Origin of the sequence: Salinicola avicenniae, from assembly GCF_023736115.1 — a bacterium.
Taxonomy (GTDB): Bacteria; Pseudomonadota; Gammaproteobacteria; order Pseudomonadales; family Halomonadaceae; genus Salinicola; species Salinicola avicenniae.
On the sequence record NZ_JAKQZC010000001.1, the window covers coordinates 55,346 to 72,198 of the forward strand.

A 16,853-nucleotide genomic window follows, 5' to 3' on the forward strand; every position below is an offset into this window, starting at 1 on the left:
AAGACCCGTTTCGCGTCGCCAAGGACCGTCCATGCCTCTCAGCCTTTCTCAGGGAGCCGAGTTCAGCCCCGGCTTCATGGTGATCCACGGCAATCGTCTCGAAGCGCTGCGCGATCTGGCGGTGGAGTGGCTGCGGACCCATCCGCTGGGGCCGCTGGAGGACGAGGTGATCCTGGTGCAGAGCAACGGCATCAGCCAATGGCTGAAGCTGGCGCTGGCCGCCGACCCGCCCGCGGGTGCCGGCATCGCCGCGGCAATGGATGTCACCCTGCCGGCGCGCTTCCTGTGGCAGGCCTACCGCGCAGTGCTGACCCAGCGCGACGGCCCGGATGCGGTGCCCGAGGTCTCGCCGCTGGACAAGCCGCGCCTCGTCTGGCGGCTGATGCGCCTGCTGCCCGAGCTGCTGGAAGAGGCGACCTTCGCCCCGCTGGCACGCTTCCTGGCCGACGACGATGACCTGCGCAAGCGCCACCAGCTCGCCGAACGCCTGGCCGATCTGTTCGACCAGTATCAGGTCTATCGCGCCGACTGGCTGGCGGCGTGGGCCGAAGGCCACGACACGCTGATCGACGCTCGCGGTCAGGCGCGGCCACTGGCCGAGGAGCAGCGCTGGCAACCCGCGCTGTGGCGGCGGCTGCGCGACGATATCTCGCAAGGCCACGGCGCCGCCGGCCTGGCCTCAAGCCGCGCCTGGGTGCACAACCGCTTCCTCGAGGCATGCCGCGAACTCACCCCCGAAACGCGACCACGCGATCTGCCGCGCCGCGTGGTGGTATTCGGCATCTCCTCGCTGCCGCGCCAGACGCTGGAGGCACTGGCGGCCGTCTCCACGGTGACTCAGGTGCTGCTCTGCGTGCACAACCCCTGCCGCCACTACTGGGCGGACATCATCGAACACAAGGATCTGCTGCGCGCGGCGCGACGGCGGCAGCGCCATCGCCCCGGCATGCCGCTGGAGCTCGACGACACCCAGCTGCATCTGCACGCCCAGCCGCTGCTGGCGGCGTGGGGCAAGCAAGGGCGCGACTATCTGCGCCTGCTCGACGAGTTCGACGACCACGGCGACTACCGTGCGCTGTTCGACGCCCAGTCGCTGCGCATCGACCTGTTCGACTCGCCCGTCGACGCGCCTACCGAAGACCCCGACACCTCGCCCGGCTTGCTGCAACAGCTACAGGACGACATCCTCGAGCTGCGCCCGCCGCAGGAGACTCGCGAGCGCTGGCCCGCCGTCGACCCGACGCACGACCGTAGCCTGCGTTTCCATGTCGCCCACAGTGCCCTGCGCGAAGTGGAGATCCTGCACGATCAGCTGCTCGCCGCCTTCGATGCCGACCCCACGCTGCGCCCGCGCGACGTGCTGGTGATGGTGCCGGATATCGACACCTACGCCGCCGCCGTGCAGGCCGTCTTCGGCCGCCTGCCGCCGGATGACCCGCGTCATATCCCGTTCACGCTCTCCGACCAGACCCGCCGCCATCGGCAGCCCTTGCTGGTGGCGCTGGAGTCGCTGCTGCATCTGCCGGAGTCCCGCCTGACCGTCAGCGATCTGCTCGACCTGCTCGAAGTCCCCGCGCTGCGGGCCCGCTTCGGGCTGGAGGCGGATGCCCTGCCGGTGTTGCGTCGCTGGATCGAGGGCGCCGGCATCCGCTGGGGGCTGGACGCCGAGCAGCGCGCCCGGCTCGATCTGCCGGGCGGGCTGACCGCCAACACCTGGGCCTTCGGCCTGCGTCGGCTGCTGCTGGGCTACGCCGTTGGGCCCGATACGCGAAGCGACGCTGCCGACGAGCCCTGGCACGATATCGAGCCGTTCGACGACATCGGCGGGCTGGAAGCCGCGCTGGCCGGCCCGCTGGTGGATCTGCTCGACGTGCTGGAAGTGCAGTGGCGCGCGCTATCCGAGCCCGCCGATGTGCCCACCTGGTGCCGCCGCCTGCGCGATCTGCTGAGCGGCTGCTTCGCCGCCGAGGACGAAACGGACCTGGCGACGCTGAGTCAGCTCGAGACCCTGCTGGAAAGCTGGCAGGAGACCACCGAAGACGCCGGCCTGCGAGAGGCCCTGCCGCTCTCCGTGGTGCGCGAACACTGGCTCGGCGAGCTCGACGACAACAACCTCTCCCAGCGGTTTCTGGCTGGCGCGGTCAATATCGCCACGCTGATGCCGATGCGCGCGATTCCGTTTCGCCATGTCTGCCTGCTGGGCATGAACGACGGTGAATACCCGCGCACCCAGCGCCCGCTGGATATCGACCTGATGGGGCGCGACTACCGCCCCGGCGACCGCTCGCGCCGCGAGGACGACCGCTACCTGTTTCTCGAGGCCCTGCTCTCGGCGCGCGACAGCCTGACCATCAGCTGGATCGGGCGCAGCATTCACGACAACGCCCCCTGCCCGCCCTCTGTGCTGCTCGGCCAGTTGCGCGATCATCTCGCCGACGGCTGGCAACTGGCCGGTCATGAGCCCGAGGAGGACGCCGGCCAGGCCCTGCTCGAAGCGCTCACCACCGAACACCCGCTGCAGCCCTTCAGCAAACGCTACTTTACGGCGGATGCCCGCACGGATTCGGGTGCGATAACAGCCCGCGCAGATCCGGGTGCGATAACAGCGGGCGCGGTCAAAAGCGAGCTTTTCACCTACGCCCACGAGTGGCGCGCGGTGCATGCGACCCAGCCCTCGCCGGTCACCGCCGACGCCGAACTGCCACCGCTCGCGCTCGAGGCGCCGCTGACGCTCGGACGCCTCGCCGCCTTCCTGCGCGATCCGGTCAAGGCGTTCTTCACCACCCGGCTCGGCGTCTTTCTCGAGCGCGACGCCCAGGAGAGCCCCGACCACGAGCCGTTCGCGCTCGACGGCCTCGACACCTGGCAGCTGCAGCAGGCGCTGGTCGAATCCGGGCGCCGCGCGGTGGATGACGGCCGCTCGCCCACGCCCGCCGTGCACGCCACGCTTGCCCGGCTCGAGCGCGAGGGCCGGCTAGCCATGGGTGGCTTCGCCGAGCGCATGCGCGAAAGCCTGGTCGAACCGCTGGACAAGCTGTTCGAGGAGTACGCCGACAAACTCGCGGCCTGGCCTCATGCCTGGGAGACCTCGGCCGCCGTCTCGCTAACGCTGGCGACGCCCGAAGGGCCACTGGCGGTGGAAGAATGGCTCGACGGCCTGCGCGAGAACGACGGCGGCGAGCGCTGCCGCCTGGTGCTGATGACCAGCAGCCTGGTCAGCCAGGGCAAGTACAACTGGAAGCACTGGATCGCCCCCTGGGTCGCGCACCTCGCCGGCCAGATCGCGCTCGGCCCGATGACCACGGTGCTGCTCTCCCGCGCCGGCGGCGGCACGCTGGAGCCGCTGCCCGCCGAGACCGCCCGCACGCACCTGGAAGCCATCGCCAGTGCCTGGCGCAGCGGCATGACTGCGCCGCTGCCGCTGGCCCGAGATACCGCCTTCATCTGGCACGAGAAAGGCGGCGACGAGCGCGCACTGGTGCGTCTGTTCGCCGATGAAGACACGGCGGAGGAGACCGACTTCAAGGCGTGGAAAGCCGCGCAGAGAGCCTTCGAGGGTGACGACTACAACGCGGGCGAGCGTGACCGCGATCCGTACCTCGCCCGCCAGTGGCGCGATCTCGAGAGCCTGGCCCGCCATCGCGTCGCCGGCCGCCACTTTACCGAGCTGACGAATACGCTCTACGCCCCGCTGCATGACCGGGTGAAGACGCGGGGTGAGAAACGTAAGGGCGGGAGCGGAGACAAAGGCGGCAAACAGCCAGCCGGCAAGCCAACGGGAGAGGGAGCATCGGCATGACGGCCAACGAAGCACAGTCACCGGCCACACCGCGACTCGACCCGGTGGCCCTGCCGCTCCTCGGTAGCCGCCTGATCGAGGCCAGCGCCGGCACCGGCAAGACCTTCACCATCGCCCTGCTCTACGTGCGGCTGGTGCTCGGCCCGCGCGATACCGACGATCGCGCCAGCTTCCCCCGGCCGCTGACGCCGCCGGAGATTCTGGTGGTGACCTTCACCAATGCGGCCACCCAGGAGCTGCGCGACCGTATTCGCGCCCGGCTGGTCGATGCGGCCACGGCCTTTTCACAGGCGCCCGAAGCCGCGCCATCGTCTTCACTAGAGCCCGACAATGAACCGGGTGTGGACAACGCGGCCCCTGTGATCGGCGATCTGTTCGCCGAACCGGCTGTGGATAACGCAAGTGTCGAAGCGGCTGCCCCGCCCAGCGACGATCCGTTGATTGCGCTGCGCGACAGCTACCCGCGCGAGAGCTGGCCAGCGTGCGCCCGCCGCCTGCGGTTGGCCGCCGAGTGGATGGACGAAGCGGCCGTCTCCACCATCCACGCCTGGTGCCATCGCATGCTGCGCGAGCACGCCTTCGACAGCGGCAGCCTGTTCGCGCTGGAGATGGCGCTGGATCAGTCGGAGATGAATCGGGAGATCGCCCGGGACTACTGGCGCACCTTCTATTACGACCTCGATCCGGACGCGCTGGCCGTCATCGCCCGCTACTGGACCACGCCGGATGCGCTTAACGACACCGCCGGCCGGCTGCGCAATCATGCCGCCGCCCTGCCCGTCGCCCCGCCACCGGGCGAGGCGCTGGCCCATTACCGAGAACAGCGCGCCGCCGCCCTGGCCGAGCTCAAGGCGCCGTGGCCGACCTGGCTCGACGAGCTGGAAGCCGTGCTCGAGGACGGCGCCAAGCGCAAGGCGTTCAACGGCCAGAAACTCAACGCCAGAAGCCGTGCCAACTGGCTCGCCGCGCTGCGCGAGTGGGCCGTTGATCCCGAACTTGCGACCCCGGCACTGACCGAGGCGGCCTGGAAACGCCTGACGCCGGAAGGGCTGGCGGAAATCTGGAAGGATGGCGCACCGCCCAACCTGCCGGCCCTCGCTGCACTGGCCGAACTACCCGAACGACTGGCCGCGCTGCCTGACCCGTTCGCCGACCTGCTCGCCCACGCCGTGCACTGGATGGCCGCGCGCCGCGAGAGCGTGCAACGCCGCCGCGCCGAACTGGGCCCCGACGACCTGCTCCACCGTCTGGACGCGGCGTTCGAGGGCGAAGCGGGCGAGACGCTCGCCGCGCGCATTCGCGAGCAGTTCCCGGTCGCGCTGGTCGACGAATTCCAGGACACCGACCCGGTGCAGTATCGGCTCTTCGACCGCGTCTATCGGCTGGCCGAAAATCGGGGTGGAGGCGATGACGTCGACCAGCATGAAAACAGGGCAGAGGCCAGTGCCCTACTGCTGATCGGCGACCCCAAGCAGGCGATCTACGCCTTTCGCGGCGCGGATATTCACACCTACCTGCAGGCCCGCCGCGACACCGCCGGCCGCCACGTCACGCTCGGCACCAACTTCCGTTCCGCCGAGGCGATGGTCGCGGCGGTCAATCGCGTCTTCGGCTATGCCGAGAGCGAACGCGACGCCGGCGCCTTCTTGTTCCAGCAGGGTCACGACAACCCGGTCCCCTTCAGCCCCGTAGACGCCAACGGCAGCAAGGACTCGCTCACCCGCCACGGCGCCACGCAGGCGGCGTTAACGCTCTGGCACCTGCCGAGCGACAAGCCGCTCTCGAAATCCGCCTATCTCCATGAGCTGGCCGGGCGCTGCGCCAGCGAGATGGCGCGTCTCCTGCGCGAGGGCCAGGCGGGGCAGACCGGCTTCGTGGCCGGCGAGGAGGACGCCCTGCGCCCGCTGGCGCCGTCGGATCTCGCCGTGCTGGTCAACAACGCCAACGAGGCCCGCGCCATCCGCGGCGCGCTGCTCGCCCGTGGCATTCGCAGCGTCTATCTCTCCGACAAGGAGGGCGTGTTCGAGACCGAGGCCGCCCTGGAGTTGGAGGTATGGCTGGCCGCCTGCGCCGCGCCGGACGACGAGCGCGCCCTGCGCGGCGCGCTGGCCACGCCCAGCCTGGGTCTCGGGCTCGCCGAGCTGGATGCGCTGAACGGCGGCCCGCAGCAGGACGAGCTGGCGTGGGAGGCGCGGGTGATGCAGTTCCGCGACTACCACCGCCAGTGGCAGCGGCGCGGTGTGCTGCCGATGCTGCACCGGCTGCTGGCCGATTTCGGCGTGCCCAGCCGCCTTCTCGCGGTGCCGGAGGGTGAGCGAAGACTCACCGACCTGCTCCACCTCGGCGAACTGTTGCAGGAAGCCAGCGCCGAGATCGACGGCGAACACGCCCTGCTGCGCTTTCTGAGCGAATCCCGCGCGCGGCCGCAGGCGCAGTCCGACGCCCACCGGCTGCGGCTGGAGAGCGACGCCGATCTGGTCCAGGTGGTAACGATCCACAAGTCCAAGGGGCTAGAGTATCCGCTGGTGTTCCTGCCCTTTATCGCCGCCTTCCGCGCGGTGAAAGCCGGCGATCTGCCACTGCGCTGGCACGATGACGACGGCCGGCTGCATCTCACGCTGGAGTCAGACGACGTGACGCTGGCGCGTGCCGACCGCGAACGCCTGGGCGAGGACCTGCGCAAGCTCTACGTCGCGCTGACCCGCGCCCGCCACGCCACCTGGCTCGGCCTCGCGCCGCTGGAATCGATGGAGCGCAGCGCCATCGGTTATCTGCTCCACGGTAGCGAGCCGCTGACGCCGGATAACCTGCGCGCCGCGCTGGAAGCGCTGGCCGGCGGCGGTTCGAGCCCCATCGCGATCCACGACGCCCCCGAGCCCGACCCGACACCGCTGCGGATCGAGGCCGACGAGACCCCGCTGGCGGCAGCCCGCGCGCCGACGCGGGCGATTCGCGAGCACTGGTGGATCGCCAGTTACTCGGCACTGCGGACCGGCGCCACGCCCGAGGGCTTCGAGCCGAGCGAGGAGGCCGCGCCCACCCCCGAACCCACCACCGCCGACGAGGCCACGGCGATGGAGGTGATCGACGAGCCCTTCGATGCCAGTGCCGCCACGGTGAGCGAGGGCTCACTGCACCGCTTTCCGCGCGGCCCTTCTGCCGGGACTTTCCTCCACGGCCTGCTCGAATGGGCCGGTGGAGAGGGCTTCGCCCGCGTCGCCGAGGACGCCGCGCTGCGCGAGGATACGCTCGCCCGCCGTGCCAACCGGCGCGGCTGGGAGGGGCAGATTCCCGCGCTGGCCGCCTGGCTGCCGGCGCTGCTGACCACGCCGCTGCCGGTGCCCGAGGCTAGCACGCCTCTGCGCCTGGATGCGCTCGACGGCTATCGCATCGAGCTGGAGTTCTGGTTTGCCGCCCACCGCGTGAATACCCGCCAGCTCGACGCGCTGATCCGCCAGCACACGCTGGAAGGCCGGCCCCGCCCGGCGCTGGAACCCGATACGCTGAACGGCATGCTCAAGGGCTTTATCGACCTGGTCGCCGAACACGACGGACGCTTTCACGTGCTCGACTGGAAATCCAACCACCTGGGCGCGGACGACGCCGCCTATACCGAGGCCGCCATGCGGGATGCCGTGCTCGAGAAGCGGTATGACGTGCAGTACTGTCTCTACCTGCTGGCGCTGCACCGGCTGCTCGAATCCCGCCTGCCGGACTACGAGATCGAGCGCCATCTGGGCGGCGCGCTCTACGTCTTCCTGCGCGGAACCCAGGCGCCCTCTCGCGGCGTGCACGTCGAACGCCCGCCGAGCGCGCTGATTCTCGCACTCGACGCCCTGTTCCGAGACGCCGAGGAGGCCGCCGCATGACGACGAACGATTTCCATCAGCGGCCCCTTTCACAGCGGCCCGAAACCGCCGCCAGCATTTCACAGCGGCCCGAATCCGCGCCGTTCGACCCGGTCGCACTGGCGCAGGCGCCGGAGCGCGTGCTGAACGAGACGGCGATGCTGTTCGCCCTGCTCGACCGCTGGGTGGATCGCGGCTGGCTGCGCTCGCTCGACCGCGCTTTCGCCGCCTTTCTGCGCCGCGAAGTGCCAGAGGCCCCGCCCCTGCTGCTGCTCGCGGCGGCGCTGGCGAGCCATCAGCTCGGGCGCGGGCATGTCTGCCTGGACCTGCACCAGACGCTGACCACGCCGGATCTCGCGCTCTCGCTGCCGCCAGAGGGCGACAGCCTGGAAGACCCGCCGCCGCTGCCGAGCCGGGTGATGGAATCGCTGACGCTCGACGCCTGGCGCGCCGCGCTGGATCAACCGGCGCTGATTGCCAACGGGCTTCTCGGTAACGGTTCAGGCAATACGCCGCTGGTGCTCGCCGGCAGCACCGAGCGTCCGCGTCTCTATCTACGCCGCTACTGGCAGCACGAGCAAGATATTCACACCCGGATTGGCGCTCGACTGGCCGGCGAAGCGGATGAGAAGGCGGGAGACCAAACCGAGCGCCAAGCGCCGGACGCGGCCCGCCTGCGCCCGATTCTCGACGCGCTGTTTCCCGGACGAGACGGCGCGAATGCTCCTATCGACTGGCAGAAGACCGCCTGCGCGCTCGCCGTGCGTTCGCGCTTTGCCGTCATCACCGGCGGCCCCGGCACCGGCAAGACCACCACGGTGGTAAGGCTACTCGCCCTGCTGCAGGCACTGGCGCTCGCCGAAAGCGACCGAGTGGAAGGCACGGCCAATCATGGCGCCCTGCGCATCCACCTCGCTGCGCCCACCGGCAAGGCCGCCGCCCGGCTGAATGAATCCATCGCCGGGCAGGTCGCGAGTCTCGATCTCGCCGGCCTCGCCGACGACCCCGAGCGGCTGCGCGACGTCATTCCGAAGGACGTCTCGACGCTCCACCGATTGTTAGGTTCACGACCCGACACCCGCCGCTTTCGCCACGACCGCCACAACCCGCTGCCGCTGGATGTACTGGTAGTGGACGAAGCCTCGATGGTCGACGTGGGCATGATGGCGGCGCTGCTCGAGGCGCTGCCGCCCCGCGCCCGGCTGGTGCTGCTGGGCGACAAGGACCAGCTCGCCTCGGTGGAGGCCGGCTCCGTGCTCGGCGACCTGTGCACCCGCGCCGACGGCGGCCACTACACGCCAGCCACCGCCGCCTGGCTGGCGGAGGCCACCGGCCAGCCGCTGCCCGAGACGACGCTCGACCCGAAGGGCCAGCCGCTCGATCAGGCCATCGCCATGCTGCGGGTCAGCCACCGCTTCACGGCGGAAAGCGGCATCGGCCAGCTCGCGAGCGCGATCAACGCCAACGCCGAACCCGCCGCCAAGCGCCAGGCCATTGGCACCGTACTCCGCCACGGCTTCGCGGATCTCTCGCACCTCAAGCTCGCCAGCGACGACGAGCGCGGCCTGGCCCGGCTCGCCGTCACCGGCTGCCCCGAGCGCTTCCCCGGCGCCGAGGCCGCCAATGCCCCGCCCGTGGGCTACCGGCATTTCCTCTCGGTGATGGCCGAACGACGCCCGGCGGATGACGCCCCGCAGGAGGCGTTCGATGATTGGGCAAGACAAGTGCTCACCGCCCACGGCGACTTCCAGCTGCTCTGCGCGCTGCGGCGCGGCCCCTGGGGCGTGGAAGGATTGAACGAACGCGTGCGCGACGCGCTGGAACGGGAACGACTGATCGACAGCCAGCAGGGCCGCCAACGCTGGTACCCCGGCCGCCCGGTACTGGTAACCAAGAACGACTACGGCCTGGGGCTGATGAACGGCGATATCGGCATCACGCTGGACTGGCCGCGCCCAGATGGCGCGTTGGGAAGCGAATACTCGCGACTGTTGCGCGTCGCCTTCCCCGCCGGCGACGGCACCGACCGCATCAAATGGGTGCTGCCCTCGCGCCTGCAGTCGGTGGAAACCGTATTCGCGATGACGGTGCACAAATCCCAAGGCTCCGAATTCACCCACGCCGCCCTGGTGCTGCCCGACGCCCCCAACCCCATTCTCACCCGCGAGCTGGTCTACACCGGCATCACCCGCGCCCGCCACTGGCTCACGCTGGTCGAAACCGGCCGGGGTCAGTTGATGGATGCGGCGCAGCGAAGGGTGATGCGGGTCAGTGGGTTGGGGGGATGAGGGGTTGAACCTGATTCGGGGTGACATGAATGTCCGCTTTCGGCCAAAAGCGGACATCAGACGATAGTGATATAGCGTTTTAATTAAGCCACACAGTGAAGCAGCGTCGACTTAAATCAATTTTCAGCGATTACTCTTTAGACTTATTTGTAATTCCAAACGGTATGTGTACTGAAGGTGCAACTTCACTTGCGGTAGCCAGATGACCAGATTGATCGTCAAAGAAGATGTGAGGCTGGAGGACGTCTAGAACTAGTTTTTTCTCAACGCCGCCCAAAAAGAATGCATCATTCGCCATCACGCCCCAGCTCTTGAGAGTATTAATAGCGCGTTCGTGCGATGGAGCATTTCTAGCTGTGACAATAGAAACCCGCAAACAATTTTTGTAAGCAGGGTCGATTTTTCTTTTTTCCTCTTCGGCCATTGGATCTTTGATATCCGAAGCAAGAACTCTTTGAGCGGGCCTCCACCATGTGGCTCCATGACGTTAGCAGTTTCATGGTCATGAAACTCAGTTAGATTTCGTTGCTGCATTACTGTTTCTGATGCGTCGTCAGCAATCACACCATCAAAGTCGAAAGCGATTCGAAGGGTAGTATCTTCCGGGTCATTAATCTTCTTGGACTCCATTACGTAGCCAGCTGGAAAGCCCTTGGCAATTGCCTCAAGAACATCAATTTTATTTGCCGAGAGAAATAGCGATATATTTAGAGCCGGGATGTAATCGTAGGGCGACAGACCCTGCTGAAATATGGCACGCGAAATAGAAAGTCCATGATGCTCTATGGATTTCATTACTCTAAGCCCTGTGTCTGGGTCATTACGTGACAGCAAAACCACCTCAATTAGTGGCCCAGCATCAAATGGGCTTAGGTCATTCAAGGAAAGAAGCCGCTTGATAAAAGAGAAAGAAAGTCCTTCGCCGAGAGGTTCGTTCTTGTGGGCTTCTTGGTATTCTCGGTATTTTTCCTCACCTTGAGTGCGAAAGACGTTGTCTGATTCAGACAAGTCAAACATGGCGCTTGATGCTACTCCTACAACAAGCCGATCTTTTAATTCGTAAGGCATAGATCCCCCCTTGATCGCTGACAGGCATTAAACGGCTACCACCTTGATTAGATTGGAATACCGATTCCTCTCTTAACTTTATATAGCATATATGCTCAAAATATATTTAAATTAAAAGCATATCAAGCACGCATAACAGCAAAAAGTCGAGCATGGTTATGGTTATATAACATCAAATAACGGGGTGACTGGCTTTGCAGGACCGGCCGCTTTAGGTCGGCAACCGGCCATTTCGACCCGCAGCTACCGTTCGTGAGTTCAGCATCGCCATATCGTATGGGCATTAACCGTTTAGATCGCGACTGGTCACCAATTCTTGAAGAAAATCCGTGAGCGCTTTCTTGGGATCATCCTCTTCCGAGACAATCATCTCGATACCCCACTGCCCTAATACTTCCTGTGCCACAGGGTTAGGTTTATTCGTAAAAACGTAAGACTTTGGCCTTGCAGATGACAAGACAGATCGTCCCCACATTTCTGTCAAACGATAAAACAAAAGTCGAATGTTGATATCCGAGATACTGTAACCAATGAAAAGAACAGAATTCCCTAGGACATCGTTGCTGAGCTTGATGTCCAGCGGAGAGTCATAATTCAGCCGCTGAAAGTAGCTGGTTTCATCGAGTACGATTGAAGTCTCATCATCGAAGTCCCCGTGGAATTTCACGATCTGACGCCGGCCTTCAGTGGCGGATACGAGGTCAGCTACTTTTGCGATCTTGTCGTACGGCACATCGAACTTGTCATGGGCCATTTCAAGCCATCTATCATAATTAGTAGTGTAGATCCGTGAGAATCTTCCAAGCGCAATCAGTCGATGAATCTCGGACTTTGAGATATCTGTACTGGGCTTGTCCCATTCGCGATCCATCCAGCTTCGAAGCGGGCCCAGAGTTCCTTTCTTTCTCTTATAGTACTCCGCAAGCGCAAGCGGAGTTCCATAAGTGGAGAAGATCTTTGGGTCATAACCCAGGTCTTGAGCAATGCGTTCGATTAGCTCGCTCCAAGTGGGTAAACCAAGGTTGGCAGACACGCCTGCTCCTACAAATAGCATCAGCTTGCCGGCACGATGTGAACGCAGCAACTCGTCGTTCATCTTATGCTCCTATACTTCTGAGGTATTCGGCGAACTGGTCGAGAGCTTTGCGACGCATTGAAATATTGTCTTTAGCTGGCCCCATTTCAGCGAAGGTTTTGTTGTGTCCTTTGGGGACAAAAACGCAGTCCCATTGGAAGTCCGTTGGACCAGCCGGTACGAGAGGTACAGTTCCTTCAATGGAGCCGGAGAAGAGGTGGATCTCACGTCCATCGCAATATCCAAGTACCGTTTTTGCGGTTACTTCGTCGTCTCCGAGACCTGCTACAAGCTTAACTAATCGATCTGCTTCCAGCTTGTCCCAGAATATCTGGGTCAACCCTGCAGGGAGTCCATTAAGACCATTTAGATAGAGCCCTGTGTGCTCGACGAAAAGAGGCCGACCTATAGCCTCGAAAGCCTTGATCAACTTGTCCCGAACTAAGCGCTCGACGTCCTCCGTCTGCAACTCTTCAATTTTCCGCGACACCGGCACGACGTCCACCCCAATAGGGGTAAGAATTCGCTTCACCTCGTTGATCTTATGCTGATTGCCGGACATGAATCGGATTTTCAATCTAGACCCTCTATAAATGAGAATTGTTTGGCAACTTCGAACTGTTGGTAGATATCACTAGCGGATAGTCCCTCGGTCAACGCCATAGCATCATCGTCTGCAAGGCCCCGCTGATGAATTGCTGGGTTGTCCGAGCAAATGACAAAGGGAACCTGGTGACCTCGAAACTCCAGCAAAGGATGCGCCTCGTCTGCAGGGACAGCTCCGGTGAGCCTGTTGCTGATAGGGCATACTTCTATGCAGATGTCTCGCTTCGCCAAGAGATCTAACAAGTGAGGATCCTTGCTAGCGGCTGTTCCATGGCCAATACGGTCTGCACCAAACAATTCCGCGGCTGCTCGAACGTTGTCCACGCGCCCGGTTTCGCCGGCATGTATGGTGATCCCGAGTCCAAACCGGTCTTTCGCCTTCCGATACAGTGACGGTAATTCGCTTGGATACGCAACTTCCTCGTCACCCGCCAGATCAAGCCCTACCACATCGTCAGGCTCACCAAGGTTTTGATATGCTTGCAGAAGTGTGGACAGGGCAACCGAGCTGTAGTCGCCACGGGTCACCGTGAGGATCAAACCGAGACGCATACCAAAATGGTCAGACGCGGCTCTAGACGACTCTATAAGGCGTTCCAGGGCTTGAGTAGGAGAGCAATTTTGAAGAGTCGCAAGATACAAAACGCTGCTGCGAAGTTCCGCAAAGCGCACATTGCTTTCCGCGAGACTTGCAACGACCGCTAAGGAAAGACGATCCAAGTTCTCACGCTTTTTAGGAAAGAGACGCAAAACCTGCCAAGGAGTCAGGTATGACGCCAGGGACTGACATGGGGTGCACCGCACCAAGTCCCGCTCAATTAAAAAACCGGACGGCAGCTCAGTTGATTCGTCGGCAAGGATATTCTGAATGGTCGACACCGGGATCGCTCCATTCATATGTACATGAAGTTCTCCGCGATCCCTCTCACAAAGTTTTGCAGTCAAGCTCTGGCGTAGCATCTCGTGCTCAATCGTGTCACTCTGCATTTTTGCTGGGTCAACCTGACTCTGATCCAATCGACACCCCTAATCGCTAGCCATGAATGCTACGCAGAAAAGCACGATGCGGCGATGCTCCAAACTATCTGATCGTGGATGGCTCCTTTGGGTCGCATTCAGCCAGAAGTTTCCAGCCTCCCTTTTAATCGCCCGGTTTGTGTTTATGAGGTTTAAGCGATTTCGTATTTCCAGGAGTGCTTTTGTTATCGCGTTGACGCCTGTCTGGCTTTCCGGTTGATTTAGCAGTTCTTTTCGGCCCTGGTTTAATTCCCATGACTTTCTCCTTTACTGTCTTTATGGGACGCTCGGCAAGAATGCGACCACTCCCAGACCTTGGAACCCGATTTCTATATTGCCATGGCCGCTTTGGGTCGATAGCAGACAATCTCATCCTTTAACTCAGACTAATACGTTAAAAACACAATGTCACCACATTGTTACTAAGCACTTCCACGCGCCTTAAACATACAGATGAAAGGCATTAATCACCGGCCCGTGGGCCCAGTCCACCGCCAACTTGACCTTACCTCCCCCACCCTCATTGAAAATTCCAAAAGGGCATATGAATTAAAATTCTTATTTCTTTTTCATCACTTGCGCTATCCTGCCGCCATCGTCGCGGTGGATAGCTGCTTAGCGGAGCGTTGAATGGACCGCGAGGCGGTGCCGGGCCAGACTGAGCTAAAGTCGGCCATTCGCCGCACCCTGTTTTTCTATCGGCAATCGGGAGTCTCTCTTCATGTCGCAGAATCGCAATCGCTTCCGGGCGGCGCTGCCGTCTTCTCTGTTCCGCCATGCGTTGGCATTGGGGGTGGGTACCGTCGTGGCGTTTGGCGCGGTCAGCGCGCAGGCCGATACGCTGCGCGTCGGCATGTCGGGCGGCTATTACCCGTTCACCTACGTCGAGCAGGATGAGCTCAAGGGCTTCGAGGTGGATCTGATGAATGCCATCGGCGAGATCACGGGGGATGACGTGGAGTTCATCACCGCGAGCTTCTCGGGGCTTGCAGGCATGCTGGATTCCAACCGTATCGATACCATCGCCAACCAGATCACCATTACGCCGGAACGCCAGGAGAAGTATCGGTTCAGCGAGCCGTACGTCTACGACGGCGCGCAGGTGGTGGTGCGCGAAGGCAACGACGAGATTCACGGCGTGGAGGATCTCAAGGGCAAGACCGTGGCGGTCAACCTGGGCTCCAACTACGAGCAGCTGCTGGAAGAGCTGCCCTACGCCGACGAGATCAATATCAAGACCTATGACTCCAACATCGAGCAGGATGTCGCACTGGGCCGCGCGGATGCCTTCGTGATGGACCGGGTCAGCGCCACGCAGGTGATCAAGGACAAGCCGCTGCCATTGCAGCTCGCCGGCCAGCCCTTCTCGCAGATCGAGAACGCCTATCCGTTCCGCGACGATGAGGCAGGTCGCGCCCTGCAGGAACGGGTCAACGAGGCGCTCGCGCAGCTGCGTGAAAGCGGCAAACTGAGCGAGATTTCCGAGCAGTGGTTCGGGTCGGATATCACGCAGCCCTGAATTGTTATGATCGGCCACAATCAGGCCGTGGGCCCATGACGCCTGTCGCGTCATGGGCTTTTGTGTTGTAGACGCCACCGCTTTTATCGGAACTGCGAACCAGGAGCCGCGGCATGCACGGACTCGATCTCGACTACATGGCGGCACTGGTGCCGATCCTGCTGCGCTATCTGCCGCTGACACTGGAGATGGCGGCGGCGGGCATGCTCTGCGCGCTGGTGCTGGCGTGCCTCTTGGCAGTGATCCGCGTGACGCGGGTGCCGGGCTTGAATGCCTTCGCGCTGCTGTTCATCTCGTTCTTCCGCGGTACACCGCTGCTGGTGCAGCTCTTCCTGTTCTATTACGGGCTGCCGCAGGTGCTGACCTTCCTGGTCTCGATCAACGGGATCACGGCGACCATTCTCGGGCTGACGCTGCACTTCTCGGCCTATATGGCGGAGTCGATCCGCGCGGCCATCGTGGGTATCGACCGCAGCCAGACGGAGGCCGCGCTCTCCATCGGCATGACCCAGAGCCAGCTGATGCGGCGCATCGTGCTGCCGCAGGCGACCCGCGTGGCGACGCCGACGCTGATGAACTACTTCATCGACATGATCAAATCGACCTCGCTCGCCTTCACCCTCGGCGTGACCGAGATGATGGGCGCGACCCAGAAGGAAGCGGCAAGCAGCTTTCTCTACTTCGAGGCGTTTCTGGTCGTCGCGGTGATCTACTGGATCGTGGTGGAAGCGCTGTCCTGGCTGCAGAAGTGGCTGGAAAACCGACTCAACCGGGCCTATCAGCGATGATCGAACTCAAGGGAATCGGCAAGCGCTTCGGCGCGCACAGCGTGTTCGAGGGCATCGACCTCTCGCTGGAACGCGGCGAGATCATCGTCATCGTCGGGCCTTCCGGCACCGGCAAGTCGACGCTGCTGCGCTGCATCAACTTTCTGGAAACGCCGGATGCCGGCTCGCTCACGGTGGGCGATCTGACGGTCGATACGACCCGCGCCACGCGCGAGCAGATTCTGGCGCTGCGCCGGCGCACGGCGTTCGTGTTCCAGAACTATGCGCTGTTCGCCAACAAGACGGCGCTCGAGAACATCGCCGAGGGCATGATCGTGGTCGATCACATGCCGAAGCGCGAGGCGCATTCCCGGGCGCGGGAGATCCTCGAGCGGATCGGGCTCGCCGACAAGGCGGATGCCTACCCCGCCTCGCTCTCCGGCGGCCAGCAGCAGCGCGTCGGCATCGGCCGCGCCATGGCCGCCAACGCGGAGGTGATCCTGTTCGACGAGCCGACCTCGGCGCTCGACCCGCAGTGGGTCGAAGAGGTGCTGGGGCTGATGAAGCAGCTCGCCGCCGAGCACCAGACGATGATCGTCGTCACCCACGAGATGCAGTTCGCCCGCGAAGTCGCCGACCGCGTGGTCTACATGGACCAGGGCCGCATCATCGAACAGGCCCCGCCGAGCGAGCTGTTCACCGCGCCGAAGGACGAACGCACGCGACAGTTTCTGAGGAAGATATTGCCGGCGCAGGAAGGGGTGTGAGGTTGAGGGCGGATTCGGGAAAGCGCTGGGCTTGCCTCACACCTCCCGAAAGTCGGCTTGATGGGGGTCGGTGGAGCTCCTAGGCTTTTTTGAGCCAGT

General features: G+C 63.4%; 9 protein-coding genes and 1 pseudogene. 6 read left to right on the forward strand and 4 right to left on the reverse strand.

Annotated elements, in window-relative coordinates; genetic code table 11:
- The first annotated feature begins 31 nt into the window (after positions 1-31).
- Genes recC through recD form a run of 3 tightly spaced genes read left to right on the forward strand, consistent with a single transcriptional unit; the run spans position 32 to position 9,935 of the window.
- Positions 32-3,799, forward strand: coding sequence for an exodeoxyribonuclease V subunit gamma (recC, locus tag MC381_RS00260; RefSeq protein ID WP_251975715.1), 3,768 nt, complete (start codon positions 32-34; stop codon positions 3,797-3,799).
- Positions 3,796-7,668 (forward strand): exodeoxyribonuclease V subunit beta, encoded by a 3,873-nt coding sequence (gene recB, locus MC381_RS00265; protein ID WP_251975716.1) that lies wholly within the window; start codon positions 3,796-3,798, stop codon positions 7,666-7,668. The genes recC and recB overlap by 4 nt, the downstream gene beginning before the upstream one ends.
- A complete protein-coding gene (gene recD / locus MC381_RS00270) occupies positions 7,665-9,935 on the forward strand; it encodes an exodeoxyribonuclease V subunit alpha (protein WP_374708151.1) in 2,271 nt (756 codons plus the stop codon). Before recB ends, recD begins: the two co-directional genes overlap by 4 nt.
- Before the next feature lie 130 nt (positions 9,936-10,065).
- Here recD and MC381_RS00280 read toward each other — a convergent pair.
- The 4 genes and pseudogenes from MC381_RS00280 to MC381_RS00295 all read right to left on the reverse strand — a co-directional run bounded on the left by MC381_RS00280 (position 10,066) and on the right by MC381_RS00295 (position 13,701).
- Positions 10,066-11,003, reverse strand: a pseudogene (locus MC381_RS00280) (5'-nucleotidase).
- A gap of 283 nt (positions 11,004-11,286) precedes the next feature.
- Complete coding sequence (locus MC381_RS00285) at positions 11,287-12,099, reverse strand: SIR2 family protein (protein ID WP_251975719.1); 813 nt, start codon at positions 12,097-12,099, stop codon at positions 11,287-11,289.
- 1 nt (position 12,100) lies between these two features.
- Entirely contained in the window at positions 12,101-12,640 is a 540-nt protein-coding gene (locus MC381_RS00290) for a non-canonical purine NTP pyrophosphatase (protein WP_251975720.1), read from the reverse strand.
- An 11-nt stretch (positions 12,641-12,651) separates the two neighbouring features.
- The gene (locus MC381_RS00295) at positions 12,652-13,701 is read right to left on the reverse strand and encodes an adenosine deaminase family protein (protein ID WP_251975721.1); all 1,050 of its coding nucleotides are present in this window, start codon (positions 13,699-13,701) and stop codon (positions 12,652-12,654) included.
- Between the two features lie 721 nt (positions 13,702-14,422).
- Between MC381_RS00295 and MC381_RS00300 the strand changes: the two genes are divergently transcribed.
- The 3 genes from MC381_RS00300 to MC381_RS00310 all read left to right on the forward strand — a co-directional run bounded on the left by MC381_RS00300 (position 14,423) and on the right by MC381_RS00310 (position 16,754).
- Complete coding sequence (locus MC381_RS00300) at positions 14,423-15,220, forward strand: amino acid ABC transporter substrate-binding protein (protein ID WP_251975722.1); 798 nt, start codon at positions 14,423-14,425, stop codon at positions 15,218-15,220.
- A 113-nt stretch (positions 15,221-15,333) separates the two neighbouring features.
- The gene (locus MC381_RS00305) at positions 15,334-16,008 is read left to right on the forward strand and encodes an amino acid ABC transporter permease (RefSeq protein ID WP_251975723.1); all 675 of its coding nucleotides are present in this window, start codon (positions 15,334-15,336) and stop codon (positions 16,006-16,008) included.
- The gene (locus MC381_RS00310) at positions 16,005-16,754 is read left to right on the forward strand and encodes an amino acid ABC transporter ATP-binding protein (RefSeq protein WP_251975724.1); all 750 of its coding nucleotides are present in this window, start codon (positions 16,005-16,007) and stop codon (positions 16,752-16,754) included. The genes MC381_RS00305 and MC381_RS00310 overlap by 4 nt, the downstream gene beginning before the upstream one ends.
- Positions 16,755-16,853 lie beyond the last annotated feature (99 nt).